General features: G+C 52.3%; 13 protein-coding genes. All 13 read left to right on the top strand.

The genetic code is table 11. From position 1 onward, the window contains the following. The first annotated feature begins 73 nt into the window (after nucleotides 1-73). The 13 genes from B9D94_RS19285 (at nucleotide 74) to pknB (ending at nucleotide 14,931) form a co-directional block, all read left to right on the top strand. Nucleotides 74-1,945, top strand: a complete 1,872-nt coding sequence (locus B9D94_RS19285; RefSeq protein ID WP_148247729.1) for a bifunctional homocysteine S-methyltransferase/methylenetetrahydrofolate reductase — start codon at nucleotides 74-76, stop codon at nucleotides 1,943-1,945. A 38-nt stretch (nucleotides 1,946-1,983) separates the two neighbouring features. Then, complete coding sequence (locus B9D94_RS19280; RefSeq protein ID WP_006209217.1) at nucleotides 1,984-2,871, top strand: YicC/YloC family endoribonuclease; 888 nt, start codon at nucleotides 1,984-1,986, stop codon at nucleotides 2,869-2,871. Nucleotides 2,872-2,924: 53 nt separating this feature from the next. After that, a complete protein-coding gene (gene remA / locus B9D94_RS19275; protein WP_006209218.1) occupies nucleotides 2,925-3,185 on the top strand; it encodes an extracellular matrix/biofilm regulator RemA in 261 nt (86 codons plus the stop codon). A 13-nt stretch (nucleotides 3,186-3,198) separates the two neighbouring features. Beyond that, nucleotides 3,199-3,771 carry a guanylate kinase gene (gene gmk / locus B9D94_RS19270; protein WP_006209219.1) on the top strand — a complete coding sequence of 191 codons (573 nt, stop codon included), beginning with the start codon at nucleotides 3,199-3,201 and terminating at the stop codon, nucleotides 3,769-3,771. 62 nt (nucleotides 3,772-3,833) lie between these two features. After that, a complete protein-coding gene (gene rpoZ, locus B9D94_RS19265; protein WP_006209220.1) occupies nucleotides 3,834-4,034 on the top strand; it encodes a DNA-directed RNA polymerase subunit omega in 201 nt (66 codons plus the stop codon). Nucleotides 4,035-4,158: 124 nt separating this feature from the next. Beyond that, on the top strand, nucleotides 4,159-5,412 hold the full coding sequence (coaBC, locus tag B9D94_RS19260) for a bifunctional phosphopantothenoylcysteine decarboxylase/phosphopantothenate--cysteine ligase CoaBC (protein ID WP_148247728.1): 1,254 nt from the start codon (nucleotides 4,159-4,161) through the stop codon (nucleotides 5,410-5,412). Next, nucleotides 5,412-7,946 carry a primosomal protein N' gene (priA, locus tag B9D94_RS19255; RefSeq protein ID WP_148247727.1) on the top strand — a complete coding sequence of 845 codons (2,535 nt, stop codon included), beginning with the start codon at nucleotides 5,412-5,414 and terminating at the stop codon, nucleotides 7,944-7,946. Before coaBC ends, priA begins: the two co-directional genes overlap by 1 nt. A 43-nt stretch (nucleotides 7,947-7,989) precedes the next feature. After that, nucleotides 7,990-8,484, top strand: coding sequence for a peptide deformylase (gene def / locus B9D94_RS19250; RefSeq protein ID WP_006209223.1), 495 nt, complete (start codon nucleotides 7,990-7,992; stop codon nucleotides 8,482-8,484). Further along, the gene (fmt, locus tag B9D94_RS19245) at nucleotides 8,481-9,422 is read left to right on the top strand and encodes a methionyl-tRNA formyltransferase (protein ID WP_076152063.1); all 942 of its coding nucleotides are present in this window, start codon (nucleotides 8,481-8,483) and stop codon (nucleotides 9,420-9,422) included. The genes def and fmt overlap by 4 nt, the downstream gene beginning before the upstream one ends. 50 nt (nucleotides 9,423-9,472) lie before the next feature. Next, a complete protein-coding gene (rsmB, locus tag B9D94_RS19240) occupies nucleotides 9,473-10,801 on the top strand; it encodes a 16S rRNA (cytosine(967)-C(5))-methyltransferase RsmB (protein ID WP_253806190.1) in 1,329 nt (442 codons plus the stop codon). A gap of 180 nt (nucleotides 10,802-10,981) precedes the next feature. Next, a complete protein-coding gene (rlmN, locus tag B9D94_RS19235) occupies nucleotides 10,982-12,022 on the top strand; it encodes a dual-specificity RNA methyltransferase RlmN (protein WP_006209226.1) in 1,041 nt (346 codons plus the stop codon). 6 nt (nucleotides 12,023-12,028) lie between these two features. Then, nucleotides 12,029-12,805 carry a Stp1/IreP family PP2C-type Ser/Thr phosphatase gene (locus B9D94_RS19230; RefSeq protein ID WP_006209227.1) on the top strand — a complete coding sequence of 259 codons (777 nt, stop codon included), beginning with the start codon at nucleotides 12,029-12,031 and terminating at the stop codon, nucleotides 12,803-12,805. Beyond that, the gene (gene pknB, locus B9D94_RS19225; RefSeq protein ID WP_148247725.1) at nucleotides 12,802-14,931 is read left to right on the top strand and encodes a Stk1 family PASTA domain-containing Ser/Thr kinase; all 2,130 of its coding nucleotides are present in this window, start codon (nucleotides 12,802-12,804) and stop codon (nucleotides 14,929-14,931) included. The genes B9D94_RS19230 and pknB overlap by 4 nt, the downstream gene beginning before the upstream one ends. Nucleotides 14,932-14,935 lie beyond the last annotated feature (4 nt).

Raw genomic sequence — 14,935 nt, 5'->3', positions numbered from 1 at the left:
TTTGTCTCTTTATCTTTATGAGAGTTTTATGATACATTAGTTGAAAATAAATGTCAGGTGGAGGGAAAACGCGATGAAACCGGATCTTCGGCAGGCATGGGAGAATCAGGTACTGGTCGGTGACGGCGCGATGGGTACTTATTTATATCAAAAGGGATTTCCTGTAGGCATATCATATGAAGAACTGAATTTAACCTCCCCGGAGGTCATCGGGAACGTTCATCGCCAGTATGTTGAAGCTGGTGCTCAGGTGATCGAGACGAACACGTTCTCTGCCAACTACGACAAACTGTCCAAATACGGTTTGGAGACGAGGGTAGAAGAGATTAACCGTGCAGGTGTAAGAATCGCCCGTGAAGCTGCCGGTAATCACGGATACGTAGTGGGGGCTGTGGGCTCCATTCGGGCAGGCAAAAGAAACAACATTTCTACCAGCGAGCTGAAGCGTTACTTCGAAGAGCAGCTGAAGGTTCTGATATCGGAAGGCGTTGACGGCATCCTGCTGGAGACGTTCTATGACGTGGACGAAATGCAGCTGGCGTTGGCGCAGGCGCGAATGCTGAGTGATATTCCGGTAATCTGCCAGTTTGCGGTCGAGGATATAGCCCGTACGCTGGACGGCTTCACGATGCCGGATGCTTACCGCATCCTGAGCCAGGAAGGCGCGGACATCATCGGCTTCAACTGCCGGACCGGTCCTAACGGCATTATGCGCGCGCTGGAAACCTTGAACGGCGTTATGAATCTTCCGGCATCGGTCTACCCTAATGCGGGGATCGCCGATTACGTGGACGGAGAATACCGTTATGGCGCGAGTCCGGAGTATTTCGGCAAGACGGCCCTGGAGTTTGCGGATCGGGGCGCCAGAATTATCGGCGGCTGCTGCGGAACCACACCGGAGCATATTTCAGAAATCTCCTTGGCCTTATCCGGGTACGTGCCTTCATCGCTGCCAGTCGTTGAAGAGGCTGAGGTCAACCGCATCGTGATCCATGAGTCGGCTCAAGAGCAGTTTTATGAGCGCAGCGGGGAACCAACAATCGTAGATATCGTGAAGGAGCGTCACACGGTTATCGTAGAGCTGGACCCTCCAAGGGATCTGGATATCACGAAGTTCATGAAAGGTGCGGAAGCTTTGAAAAAAGCCGGTGCCGACGCCTTGACCCTGGCTGACAATTCGCTGGCCGTAACGCGTATGAGCAACATGGCGCTCGGTCATCTGGTACAGGCGCGCACAGGTCTGCGGCCCTTGATTCATATCGCTTGCCGTGACCGCAATCTTATCGGAACGCAGTCGCATATGATGGGCTTCGATGCTCTTGGCATCGATCACGTGCTGGCCGTGACAGGGGATCCGGCGCGATTCGGAGACTTGCCGGATTCCAGCTCGGTTTATGACATGACCTCATTTGAAATCATACGAATGATCAAACAACTGAATGATGGCATTGCCTTCTCGGGCAAGCCGCTCAAGCAAAAAGCCAAGTTCGTTGTCGGGGCCGCATTTAATCCCAATGTCCGGCATCTCGACAAGGCGGTTGCACGCCTGGAGAAGAAGATTGCCTCCGGTGCGGATTATGTGATGACGCAGCCTGTGTACGACCCCGAGCTGATGGTTAGACTTAGAGAAGCGACAGCTTATTTGGAGATTCCAATCTTTATCGGCATCATGCCGCTGGCAAGCGGACGGAATGCGGAGTACCTGCACAATGAGGTGCCGGGCATTCAGCTGTCGGACGAAGTTCGGAGCCGCATGGCCGGGCTTGAAGGTGAAGCGGGACGGGCCATGGGCGTCAAGATCGGCAAGGAGCTGCTGGACGTGGCAACAGAGCATTTTAACGGCATCTACTTGATGACTCCGTTTATGTTCTATGAAATGAGTGTGCAATTAATGGAGTATGTCTGGGAGAAATCGGGCCGCCGATTGACCCCCTTGTTTCATTAATAATTATCAATTACAATAGTGTAATGGATGTGATTCCGATGTCATTGAGCATGACCGGATATGGGCAATCCGTTGTCGATTTTCAAGGTTACAATATCTCTTTCGAATTGAAGTCTGTCAATCACAGGTATTGTGAGATCGTCTTTCGAATGCCTCGTGAATGGGCATGCTTCGAGGATTCGCTTCGAAGGGCGGTACAGAGCCGAATCGGTCGCGGACGGATTGATGTTTATATTAACAAGGAAAACAACGGCGAGTCCCAGGGTGCTGTGCTGAACCACGCTATGGTTAAGGCATATTTGCAGGCTGCCGAGGATTTGAAGTCATACGGAATTAAGGGAGATCTGGCGGTGCGGGATATTATGTCGCTGCCAGATGTTCTTGTTAGTCCGAGCGGACTTCCCATGGATGAAGCGCAGCAGAAGTTATGGAATGATGCGCTTCTTCAAGGTCTTGAGCAAGCGTTGGACGGTCTGATGCAAATGCGCGGCAGGGAAGGGTCTTTTTTGGTGAGGGACATCGAACAGAGACTTGACCGCCTGCAGCTGCTCCACCGCGAGATGACCGAGCTCGCTCCAGACGTGCCGGAAGAATACCGGAAGCGTCTGCGGCAGCGCATCGAGTCGCTTGCTGAGGGGGCGCTTGCTGTTGATGAACATATATTCGGAATGGAAGTCGCTCTGTTTGCCGAACGTTCCAATGTGGACGAGGAGCTGATTCGTCTTCACAGTCACTTGGAACAGTGCAGGGAGCTGCTTCATCAGAAAAATCCTGTAGGCCGTAAATTGGATTTTCTGATTCAGGAAATGAACAGAGAAGTCAATACGATTGGATCGAAGGCCAATCATCTGACTCTGGTAAACCGTGTTGTCGAAATGAAAGCGGAACTGGAGAAGATTCGTGAGCAAGCCGCCAATGTGGAATAACCGCAGCTTCATCGGCAAATAAGAGTCAAATGTATAGGGGGAGCAACCGCACTATGGCAATCAAACTTATTAATATTGGCTTCGGAAACATCGTATCGGCCAATCGAATCATCTCAATCGTGAGTCCTGAATCGGCTCCGATCAAGAGGATTATTCAAGAAGCACGGGACCGTCATATGCTGATCGATGCTACATATGGCCGAAGGACACGGGCTGTTATCATTACCGATAGCGACCATGTGATTTTATCGGCTGTGCAGCCTGAAACGGTGGCTCACCGTCTGTCCAGCAAAGATGACGACAACGACGAATAAGATGGGGAGTACTATGTCTAAAGGATTATTGATTGTATTGTCCGGTCCTTCCGGGGTGGGAAAAGGAACCGTTTGTACGGCGCTTCGCAGCCGGGTTCCGGAATTGGTGTATTCGGTGTCGGCAACGACACGGTCGCCGCGGCTCGGTGAGGTAAATGGTGTGAACTATTTTTTCAAAAGTCGCGAGCAATTCATGGATATGATTGACAATGATCAGCTGCTTGAATATGCGGAATACGTCGGGAACTATTATGGGACCCCGCGTGATTTTGTGGAAGAAACATTAGCCACTGGCAAGGATATTATACTGGAGATCGAAGTGCAGGGTGCACTGAAGGTGAAGGAGAAGTTTCCGGATGGTATCTTTGTGTTTCTCATGCCGCCGTCGCTGGATGAATTGAAAGACCGAATCCAGGGCCGGGGAACAGAGAGTCAGGCTACAATCGACCATCGTATGTCCGTAGCTGTTGACGAAATCAATCTGCTGCAGCATTATGATTATGCGGTAGTGAATGATGAAATCAATCTCGCTTGTAAGAGAATAGAATCTATCATTATAGCCGAACATTGTAAGGTGAGAAAGTAAGCTGTCTGTCTGTTCATAGACGGCATAAACTTTCAAGTAAAATAAGAAGAGGTGCTTCGACTGTGTTATATCCATCCATTGATGAAATGATGAATAAGGTAGACAGTAAATATTCTCTTGTGGTTGCGGCTTCCCGCCGTGCACGCCAATTGCGTGAAGGAGAAGTTAGCGAGTTGAAACATCCGAAATCTCATAAGTATGTCGGTGTCGCTCTGGAAGAGATCTACGGCGATTACGTGAAGATTGAGAAGGGCCAGGACTAGGACTTTTTCCGACATTTGAATACAACAGCGTTAGCGCGCAAAAATGTGACAACCGAAAGGTTGTTATTTTTTTGACAAGATATGATAGTGTAACTTTCAGACCAATCGAAAGCGGGGGATTGTCATGTTGAACGGAAAAGTCATCGTACTTGGCGTTACAGGTGGCATTGCCGCGTATAAAGCAGCGACTTTATGCAGCAGGCTTGTCCAGAGGGGAGCGGATGTGCACGTCATTATGACGGAATCGGCGAAGCAGTTCATTCCGGAATTAACGCTGCAGACTCTGACCAAAAACCCGGTTTATAGCGATACTTTTGATGAGAGGGACCCGTCGGTAGTCTCGCATATCCACTTGGCCGACTTGGCCGATCTGGTGCTGATCGCTCCAGCAACTGCGAATGTTATTGGTAAAATGGCGCACGGCCTGGCAGACGACATGCTGACCACAACGCTGCTTGCGACCACTGCACCCGTCATGATCTCACCGGCGATGAATGTGCATATGTACACGCATCCGGCCGTTATGGCGAATATGGAGACGCTGGTTTCCCGCGGAGTGGCCATGATTGAACCCGGAGAAGGTCTTCTGGCATGCGGATATGTCGGAAAGGGACGGATGGAAGAGCCGGATACGATCGTTGACGTGGTTGAACGGTTCTTCAATGATCAAGCATCTCAGCTGGAAGAGGTGAGCGTGAGCACGGGAAGCGAGTCTCTTGGCCCATTGCAAGGTAAAAAAGTGGTTGTCACGGCTGGGGGTACGGTAGAGCGTATCGATCCGGTCCGTTATATCACGAATGATTCTTCCGGAAAAATGGGGTTTGCGATTGCTAAAGCTGCCCAAATGCTGGGAGCGGATGTTCACCTCATTGCCGCCCACACGGATGAAGCTCCGCCTGAGGGAATCTCCACGGAAAAGGTGGAATCGGCTCAGGAGATGTACGAAGCGGTGCTTCGCGTGTTTGAGAACAGTGATATCGTTGTTAAGGCGGCAGCTGTCGCTGATTATCGCCCGGCGGAAATTGCAGCGTCCAAGATCAAGAAGCGCGGCGAGACCATGACGCTTGAGCTTGTAAAAACAACGGACATTCTGGAGAGTCTGGGGCGCCGGAAAACCTCGCAATTCTTGATCGGGTTTGCCGCAGAGACGGATAGCGTGGAGCAGTTTGCCCAAGAGAAGCTGAAGCGTAAAAACTGCGATCTGATCGTTGCCAACGATGTTACGCAGGAGGGCGCGGGATTTGGCACGGATACCAACAGCGTTCATATCTTTGACGCAGAGGGGCTGGTATTGCAGCTTCCCGTAATGTCCAAGGAGGAAGTGGCCCTGAGGCTCTTAACGCTGGCGGCGGAGCGGTTACCCGGGAGGTTATCCTAATGGAAATGGCCCGTGTAATTGTGGACGTGCCGTCCAAGGATACGGACCGGCCTTTTGATTATTTGATCCCGGAGGATCTGCGCCCCTGGATTGAGGTAGGAAGCCGTGTCGGAGTGCCCTTTGGACACCGTACGCTGCAGGGTTTCGTGGTTTCTCTGCATCCGCGTCCCGAGATGGATACGGCCAAAATGAAGCCGATTCAGGAAGTGCTCGATGTGATGCCGCCTCTTTCTCCTGAACTTATTGAGGTCGGGGAATGGATGAAGGAGCGCTATGCTTGCCGTCATATATCTGCTCTCCAATCGATGCTGCCAACGGCGCTGAAAGGAAAAGCGGAGCGCTATATTTCCCTTGCCCATTCTGATATGGACATGGACAGCACAGAGGAAGCGGACGGACTATTTGCTATCCTGCCCGAGAGTGAGCTGGAGCAGCAGATCATCCGGTTTGTCGGTCAGAAGGGCGAGGTGTCGCTTCAGCAGCTATCCCGGGCGTTTCCGGATGGGGCTGCAACGATAAAAGCGCTGATCGGCAGAGGACGGCTCAGTGAATTTCAGCAGATCAAGGATAAACTGCAGAAAAAAACGATGAAGGCGATAGAGCTTGCCGTTTCGAGCGAGGAAGCGAGCACGGCTTTAGCGTCTTTTCCGGCGAAGGCTCAGCGTCAGAAGGAAGTGCTCCAATATATTTTGGAGATGGAGGACTTTCTGCCGATATCGCAAAAGGATCTGCTGCAGACGCTTGGCGTCACAGCGGGTACCGTCAAAGCGCTTGCTGACAAAGGGCTGATTACCCTTGAAGATGTCGAAGTGTTTCGCGACCCATACAGAGGGCGGAACTTCACGCCGAGCACCCCATTGGCGCTCACGCAGGAGCAGCAGGTGGTGTACCGCAGCATCGTGAATAAGCTTGACGAACGTGAGCATGGCGTATTTCTGCTGCATGGGGTTACAGGCAGCGGCAAGACGGAAATCTACCTGCAGACCATTCAGCGCTGCCTGGAACAGGAGCGTCAGGCGATTGTTCTGGTTCCGGAAATATCGCTCACCCCGCAAATGGTGGAACGATTCAAAGCCCGCTTTGGCGACCGCGTGGCCGTCATGCACAGTCGGCTTTCGGACGGTGAACGCTATGATGAATGGCGCAAAATAAGGGAAGGCCGCGCCTCTGTAGTTGTGGGTGCCCGATCGGCGGTGTTTGCGCCGTTTGATCGCCTAGGTCTGATCATTATGGATGAAGAGCATGAAACATCATATAAACAGGAAGAAACACCGAAGTACCATGCCAGGGACGTTGCGATTCACCGGGCCTCGCTGACCGGCGCTGCCGTCATTTTAGGCTCTGCAACGCCTTCGCTTGAGAGCTATCATGCGGCAAAATCGCAGGCGCAGGATCATTTTGCGCCGCAGCTGCTGGAGATGCCAAGCCGCGCGCTGGGGAACCGGCTGCCGGAGGTGCAGATCGTGGATATGCGGGAGGAGCTGCGTGATGGAAACCGCTCTATGTTTAGCCGTTCCCTGCATGCAGCGATTACAACGCGGCTTGAACGCGGAGAACAGACGGTACTGCTTCTGAATCGGCGGGGCTACTCTACGTTTGTGATGTGCCGGAGCTGCGGATATGTGGCAGGTTGTCCGGAATGCGATATCTCGCTGACCTATCATCAGAAATCGAACAATCTGCGCTGCCATTATTGCGGTTATGCGGCACAAGCACCAGAGGTGTGTCCGGATTGCGGAAGCGAGCATATACGCTATTTCGGTACGGGCACACAGCGCGTCGAGGAAGAATTGGCCAAGCTGTTTCCCGGGATACGCGTCATTCGAATGGATGTGGACACGACCACAGAGAAGGGCTCCCACGAGAAGCTGCTTAAGCAATTTCGAGATAAAAAGGGAGACGTCCTCCTCGGCACCCAGATGGTCGCCAAAGGACTGGATTTCCCGGATGTTACCTTAGTCGGTGTCATTACAGCCGATTCGGCGCTGAACCTGCCCGATTTCCGGGCTGCCGAGAAGACGTTCCAGCTTCTCACTCAGGTTGCCGGACGTGCCGGGCGCCATCAGCTGCCTGGTGAAGTGGTCATCCAGTCGTATACTCCGGAACATTATTCGATCATTCACGCGAGCAGCCATGATTATTTATCCTTCGTCAAGGACGAACTGAAGCACCGCAAGGCGCTCCACTACCCGCCATATTGCAGGCTGATACTGGTGACGCTGTCCCATGAGCAGCTGCCGCTGCTGGTTAGAATGGCGGAGAATTTTGCCGCTGCCATAAAAAGCGAATCCGACCGGCGAGGATGGTTCGGAAGCCTGGACCGGTTTGACGCGAGCGCGCTCGATATACTGGGTCCCGTGGCTTCGCCAATTCCGCGGTTAAAAAATAGATACAGATTTCAATGTATGATAAAATGGCGGGGAACGATGGATGCCGTCTCGCTGGTGCGTGTGGTTGCCGAGAAGCTTCAGGATTCGGCGCGGGACAGCAAACTCCAAATCAGTATTGACGTTGATCCGCAAATGTTAATGTAATACCGCATATAATGATGAAAAGCACAAGGATGGTGTCGTATACATGGCGATTCGAATTATCGTTAAAGAACCGGATGAGGTTCTTCACAAGAAGGCAAAGGAAGTTACCAAAATCACGCCGAACGTACAAAAGCTGCTGGATGACATGGCAGATACGATGTACGATGCAGATGGCGTGGGGCTGGCTGCGCCGCAGGTCGGCATATTGAAGCGTCTGATCGTCATTGATGCTGGCGACGAGCACGGTCTCATCAAGATGATCAATCCAGAGATTGTGGAGAGCGAAGGCGAGCAATTCGGACCGGAAGGCTGTCTTAGCATACCGGGATGGAACGGGGATGTGCGCCGCGCGGAGAAAGTGACGGTTAAAGGGCTTGATCGTGAAGGCAATGAACTCATCGTTACGGGTACGGGGCTGCTTGCACGTGCGTTTCAGCATGAAATTGATCATCTGAACGGGGTGCTGTTTACAGAAATCGCTGATCGGGTGTATGAATATGTTCCGGAACAGCCAAGAAAAGAGCTGGAGAACCGATGAAGATCGTATTTATGGGCACCCCGGCCTTTGCAGTACCCAGCCTGGAAATGTTGATTGCCGAAGGTTATTCCATAGCGGCCGTGGTTACGCAGCCAGATCGTCCGCAAGGGCGTAAAAAAGTGCTGACTCCGACGCCGGTGAAGGAAGCCGCGCTTCGCCATGGTATCCCGGTTCTGCAGCCCCAGCGCCTGCGGAGCCCGGAAGCTGTGGCTGAACTGGCGGAATATAAGCCGGATCTGATCGTAACGGCCGCTTATGGTCAAATCCTGCCGAAATCGGTGCTGGATATGCCATCGCTGGGCTGTCTAAATGTACACGGATCGCTGCTCCCCGCTTACCGGGGAGGAGCACCAATCCAGCGCAGCATCATCAATGGAGAAGCGGTAACAGGCATTACGCTCATGTATATGGCAGAGGGTCTCGATACGGGCGACATGATTGCCAAGGCCGAAGTTCCCATTGAAGAAACCGATACGGCCGGAACCATGTTCGAGAAGCTGAGCCAAGCTGGCGCGAAGCTGCTTCAGCAGGAGCTTCCGCGTTTGGTGAAGGGCAAGGTGGATGCTGAGCCTCAGGACGAGGCGAAGGCAACGTATGCACCGAATTTGACCCGGGATGATGAGAAGATTGATTGGAGCCGCAGCTCCCGTGAAATTTATAATCAAATCCGTGGTCTTGTTCCGTATTCCGGCGGATTTACGCTATGGAACGGGGAAGTATTTAAGGTATGGGCAGCGGCCAATCCGAGCAGCGCTCAAGTGGTATCCAGCGAAGCTCAGCCCGGAACGGTCCTTGGACTTCACGAAGAGGGCATCGTTGTGAAGACCGGTGACGGCTCCCTTACTTTGCTTACCGTCCAGCCTAGCGGCAAGAAGGCGATGGATGCTGCCCAATTCGTGCGCGGGACAAGCCTGGCGGTCGGGACGGTGCTGACGTGAGCGGTAACCGTAACCCGAAGGGACGCCAGGAATCCCCGCGGGAGCTAGCGATGAATGTACTGACACAGGTGGAGCAGGAGGGAGCGTACAGCAATCTCCTGCTCAACTCGGCTCTGCAGAAGGCCTCGCTATCCAAGAGTGATGCAGGCCTTGCTACGGAGCTGATCTACGGCACAATATCGAGGCTGAATACTCTCGATTATTTTTTGGACAGGTATGTCAACAAAGGGGTCGCCAAGCTTCAGCCCTGGGTAAGAGCGCTGCTTCGAATGAGTCTGTATCAGGTCGTATATCTGGATCGGATTCCAGATCATGCGGTTGTCAGTGAGGCTGTTAATCTGGCGAAGCGCCGCGGGCATCAAGGGATCTCCGGCATGGTGAACGGGGTGCTTCGGAATATTCTGCGTCAGAAGGCAGACCTGACAATCCCTGAAGACATGCCTGCTGCCCGGCGGATCTCTCTTCTGCATTCTCATCCGCAGTGGCTGGTTGAGCGATGGATTGCCCAGTACGGAACCGAGGCGACAGAGGCGATCTGTGCCGCAAACAATGAACCGCCGGCTGTCAGCGTCAGAGTCAACACAACGATGATCAGCCGTGAGGAGATGTTAAAGCTGATGGGCAGCCACGGCCTGGATGCGACACCTTCGCCCCTCAGTCCCTATGGGATTGTAGTTAAAGGCGCAGGAAATATGGCGCTGACCGATTGGTACCGGGATGGGCTGATCTCCATCCAGGATGAGAGCTCAATGCTGGTCGCTGAAGCCATTCAGCCTGAGCCGGGTATGCGGGTTCTGGATTGCTGTGCGGCTCCTGGCGGCAAAAGCGCCCACATGGGCGAACTGATGAAGGATGAAGGCTCCATTATTGCCAACGACATTCATACCCACAAAGGCAAGCTGATATCGGACCAGGCAAGCCGCCTGGGACTGGACAGCATTATGACCGTGACCGGGGATGCGCTGGATTTGGCCGATCGCTTCGAGCCTGCGTCTTTTGACCGAATTTTGCTGGATGCTCCCTGCTCGGGGCTTGGTGTGATCCGGCGCAAGCCCGATTTGAAGTGGGGCAAGTCAGAGGAGGACATCGCTGAGATTGCCGCGCTGCAGTTAAGGCTGCTGGAGTCGGTATCGTCCCTGCTTCGTCCAGGCGGAATCCTGGTATACAGCACGTGTACCATGGAACCGCAGGAGAACGAAGGCGTGGTATCTGCTTTTCTGGAAGGCCATGCGGAGTTTGCCATTGCGGACGATGGTCTTGGGAGTCTGAGCCGCCTGGAGGAGAAATCCCTTCTGCGAGGAGGGGGAGTTCAGATTCTGCCCCAACACTATCATAGTGACGGCTTCTACATTGCAAGAATCAGCAGACAGTCCTCTTAGGGCGTCCTGCTGTTATGACTATAGTCGTATCCCGCCAGTGCCGGCGGGTTTTCCTCTTTTACCGTCTCTTTTATTTATGTTAGAATAGGAAGAATGAAAAAAGAGATGCATATGAATGTAATAGCGGGATTTCAGGAGAATGTTTCCGAATATCCTCTAAATTAGACAGGTGTGGTGAGAATGAAACCTTTTATATACGATTATTCACTGGAAGAACTACAAGCATGGGCTCAAGAGAATGGAGAGCCGGCGTTTCGCGGAACCCAGATCTATGACTGGCTGTACGTGAAGCGGGTAAATGACTTCGAGGAAATGACGAATTTGTCCAAGGAGCTCCGCGGCAAGCTGGAGCAGCAGTTCAGCTTCGTTACGTTGTCCGAAATCACCAAGCTCGAATCCAAGGACGGAACGGTCAAGTTCCTGTTCGGCCTGCATGATGACCATGCCATCGAGACGGTCATTATGAAGCATAACTACGGTAACAGCATTTGCGTTACGACACAGGTGGGCTGCCGTATCGGATGTACGTTCTGTGCATCCACCTTGGGAGGCTTGAAGCGGAATCTGACCTCCGGAGAGATCGTGGCCCAAGTGGTTCAGGCGCAGAAGATTCTCGATAAAACGGGAGAGCGTGTCAGCAGCATCGTGATCATGGGTTCAGGCGAGCCGTTCGAGAACTATGAGGCAACCATGAAGTTTCTACGCACGATGATCCATGAAAAAGGGCTGAATATCGGCCAGCGCCACATCACCGTTTCGACGAGTGGCATTGTGCCTAACATTTATAAATTCACAGAAGAGAATACCCAGATTAATCTGGCCATCTCCATTCATGCACCGAACGATAAACTGCGCTCGAAGCTGATGCCGGTCAACCGTCGTTTTCCGTTTGATGATGTGATTGAATCGCTTCGTCATTATCAGGCGAAAACCGGACGGCGCATTACGTTTGAGTATGCGCTGATCGGTGGGGTGAACGATCAGGTTGAACATGCCGAAGAGCTTGCGGACGTCATCAAGGACATGAACTGCTTTGTCAATCTGATTCCGGTTAACCACGTGCCGGAGCGGAAATATGTTCGCACATCGCGAAACGACATTTTCAAATTTCAGCGTGCGTTAGCAGACAAGGGGGTCAACGTGACCATCCGTCGTGAACAAGGCCATGATATCGCTGCCGCTTGCGGTCAGCTGCGGGCCAAGCATATGGAGTTGAGGTGAGAACATTTGATCAAGACGGTTCATGTAAGCCATGTGGGACGTGTTCGTCCTGTTAATGAAGATTCGGTATTTGTTAGCACACTGGAGCATGGCTACACCTTAGGTGTGGTTGCTGACGGTATGGGAGGTCATCTTGCAGGTGACACCGCCAGCAGGCTTGCGGTAGACACCGTAGCCGAGGATTTGTCCTCACTGGAGCAGGACATGTCCATGGAAAGTATTCGGGCTGCGCTGGGGGATGCCATTTTGCATGCTAACGCAGTTATCTATCGGGAAGCCTCGTCTGATGAGCGGCTTCACAATATGGGAACGACAATTGTAGCGGTGCTGCTGCGAGGATCCGAGGGTTATATCGGACATATCGGGGATAGTCGGGCCTACAAAATCATTCCCGGACAAGTGATTCGACTCACGGATGATCATACACTGGTCAATGAGCTTTATAAAAGTGGTCAGATTACGGAAGATCAACTGGAAACCCATCCCCGGAAAAATGTATTAAGCCGGGCGCTTGGAACGGATGTGGATGTGACGGTTGAGCTTACACCGGTTACGATAGGAGAAAGCGAAGTGCTGCTTCTCTGCAGTGACGGGCTAAGCAACCGGGTCAGCCGTGAACTGATTGGACAAATTTCGGGTTCACTTGACCTTCCTCTGGAAGAAAGAGCGGATCGCCTGCTTCAACTGGCACTTCTCGCTGGCGGTGAGGACAACATTACTGTCGCAATGTTTGAACATCATGAAGAGGTTGACGGGCAACGTATAAAGGGGTGGGATTCATGATCGGACATGAATTGGCTGGTCGTTATAAGATTATTGAACGCATCGGTGGCGGTGGCATGGCGCTGGTCTACAAGGCTCAGGATATTTTGCTGAACCGAAACGTAGCGATCAAAGTGCTGCGCCAGCAGTTTGTGCACGACGAGGAATTTATTCGCCGTTTCCGGCGCGAGGCACAATCAGCGGCTTCGTTGTCGCATTCCAATGTGGTCAGCATCTATGATGTGGGCCAGGAGGAAGAAGTGCATTACATCGTCATGGAATATATCGAAGGCCAGAACTTGAATGAAATCATTAAAGAACGGGCGCCGCTGCAGGTGGAAGAAGCCGTGCGGATTGCTACCCAGATTTGTGATGCACTGGGGCATGCTCATCATAATCAGATCATACACAGGGATATCAAACCGCATAACATTCTGATTGGCCGCAATGGGAGGGTCAAAGTAACCGACTTTGGGATTGCCAGAGCGGTCACGTCGACAACGATTACGCAAACAGGCTCCGTTGTGGGCTCTGTGCATTATTTCTCGCCGGAGCACGCCAAGGGCGTCGTGACCGGAGAGAAATCGGATTTATACTCGCTTGGTATCGTGTTATACCAGATGCTTACTGCCCGTCTTCCTTTTCTGGGCGAGAGCCCGATTAGTGTTGCTCTGAAGCATCTCCAGGAGGAATTTGATGAGCCGAGAGAGGTCAATCCGCTTATCCCTCAAAGCGTGGAGAACATTATTTTGAAATCCATGCGCAAAAATCCGGAGGAGCGCTACCAGTCTGCGGAAGAGATGATGGACGACCTGGAGACGTGTTTGCACCCGATGCGTCTCAATGAACCGAAGATGGAGTTTGAGGAAGATGCCGATTCAACCCTGGTCATGCCGGCACTCAAAACGATGCAGCGCAGTCAGCATGATGACCCGGACGATGATGCGGACAATGAGGAATATGAGGAAAAGCCCACCGGTAAACCGAAGAAAAAATGGGTCAAGCCGACCATTATCATCGGATCGGTACTCCTGTTCCTGGGTATCATGGCTGGTGTTGTCATGTATGTGAACAACATGCTGGAGGTACCGGAGGTTAAGGTTCCCCAGGTTGTAGGCATGACGGAAGAGGAAGCGATTCGCGAGCTCGAGGCGAGCGGTTTGACGGTGGATGAGGAAGTCCTCCGGGAATATAAACCGAATGTCGATGAAGGCATTGTTTTTGCGCAGAACAAGGAAGCGGAGACCATGCTGAAGAAGGGTTCCCCGGTTCAATTGTCGGTTGGGGATAAGAAGCCGCTTAAACAAATGCCGGATCTCTCGGGCAAGACGTTTGATCAGGCCGTTGCCGAGTTGAAAGAGATGGGAGTCAAACCAATCTCCATTAAACAATCTTCGCAGAAAAATGATGATGTCGCGGAGGGTCTGATCTTTAAACAAAGTCCGGATTTTGAAACAGAATTCAATCCCGATGAGGTGGAAATCACCTTAACGGTAAGCGAGGGCAAAAATTTGGTCTCTATGCCGGGCGTGGTTGGTTTAGAGCAGGAGAACGCCGTCAATATTTTGAAGTCGAATGGTTTTAAGATTGGGCCAATTAAAGAGAGATCCAGCTTTGAAGTGAAGAAGGGCATCGTAATAGAGCAGTGGCCGCATGAGGCCAATCAACAAGTTGCACCAGGCGCCGAAATCACGCTGTTCGTCAGCTCCGGCTATCCATCGGATGCACTTGAATATAATTACAGCGTTCCGGTATCACCTAGCATGGAGGGCCAAGAAAGCAAGATTCGTGTGGTCTTTACCGATGCATTGGGAGAAAACCAGGAAGTCGTGAACAAGGTCATTACGACGTCGGAAATGGTGCCTGTCAAGCTGCTGCTGGCACCGAACAAGGATGCCACGGTGATGATATTCCGTGATGGCCGCCAGGTGGATACGTACAGCGTAAGTTACAGCGATGTTAAGAACGGAACCGTGCCGCAGCCGACCTTTGAAGAGCCGCCTGCTCCGCCTGATGTGCCGGTCGACACCAATCCGGACGAAGGCAACGGGGAAGAGGGTAACAATGGCGAAGACGATGCAGCCAATCATTGGGAATCCGGCAATAATGGCAACGGCAAGGGTCGAGGCAACAAGGATAATGATTAGGACA

It is taken from the genome of Paenibacillus sp. Cedars, assembly GCF_003184205.1.
Lineage (GTDB): Bacteria > Bacillota > Bacilli > Paenibacillales > Paenibacillaceae > Paenibacillus_AQ > Paenibacillus_AQ glucanolyticus.
Note: the sequence above shows the minus strand (reverse complement) of the source record. Positions and strands in the feature narration are given on the sequence as shown.

Excerpts from the sequence above, each read along its gene's own strand:
- B9D94_RS19285 (WP_148247729.1), top strand. The coding sequence starts at position 74 with ATGAAACCGGATCTTCGGCAGGCATGGGAGAATCAGGTACTGGTCGGT.
- B9D94_RS19280 (WP_006209217.1), top strand. The coding sequence starts at position 1,984 with ATGTCATTGAGCATGACCGGATATGGGCAATCCGTTGTCGATTTTCAA.
- remA (WP_006209218.1), top strand. The coding sequence starts at position 2,925 with ATGGCAATCAAACTTATTAATATTGGCTTCGGAAACATCGTATCGGCC.
- gmk (WP_006209219.1), top strand. The coding sequence starts at position 3,199 with ATGTCTAAAGGATTATTGATTGTATTGTCCGGTCCTTCCGGGGTGGGA.
- coaBC (WP_148247728.1), top strand. The coding sequence starts at position 4,159 with ATGTTGAACGGAAAAGTCATCGTACTTGGCGTTACAGGTGGCATTGCC.
- priA (WP_148247727.1), top strand. The coding sequence starts at position 5,412 with ATGGAAATGGCCCGTGTAATTGTGGACGTGCCGTCCAAGGATACGGAC.
- def (WP_006209223.1), top strand. The coding sequence starts at position 7,990 with ATGGCGATTCGAATTATCGTTAAAGAACCGGATGAGGTTCTTCACAAG.
- fmt (WP_076152063.1), top strand. The coding sequence starts at position 8,481 with ATGAAGATCGTATTTATGGGCACCCCGGCCTTTGCAGTACCCAGCCTG.
- rsmB (WP_253806190.1), top strand. The coding sequence starts at position 9,473 with ATGAATGTACTGACACAGGTGGAGCAGGAGGGAGCGTACAGCAATCTC.
- rlmN (WP_006209226.1), top strand. The coding sequence starts at position 10,982 with ATGAAACCTTTTATATACGATTATTCACTGGAAGAACTACAAGCATGG.
- pknB (WP_148247725.1), top strand. The coding sequence starts at position 12,802 with ATGATCGGACATGAATTGGCTGGTCGTTATAAGATTATTGAACGCATC.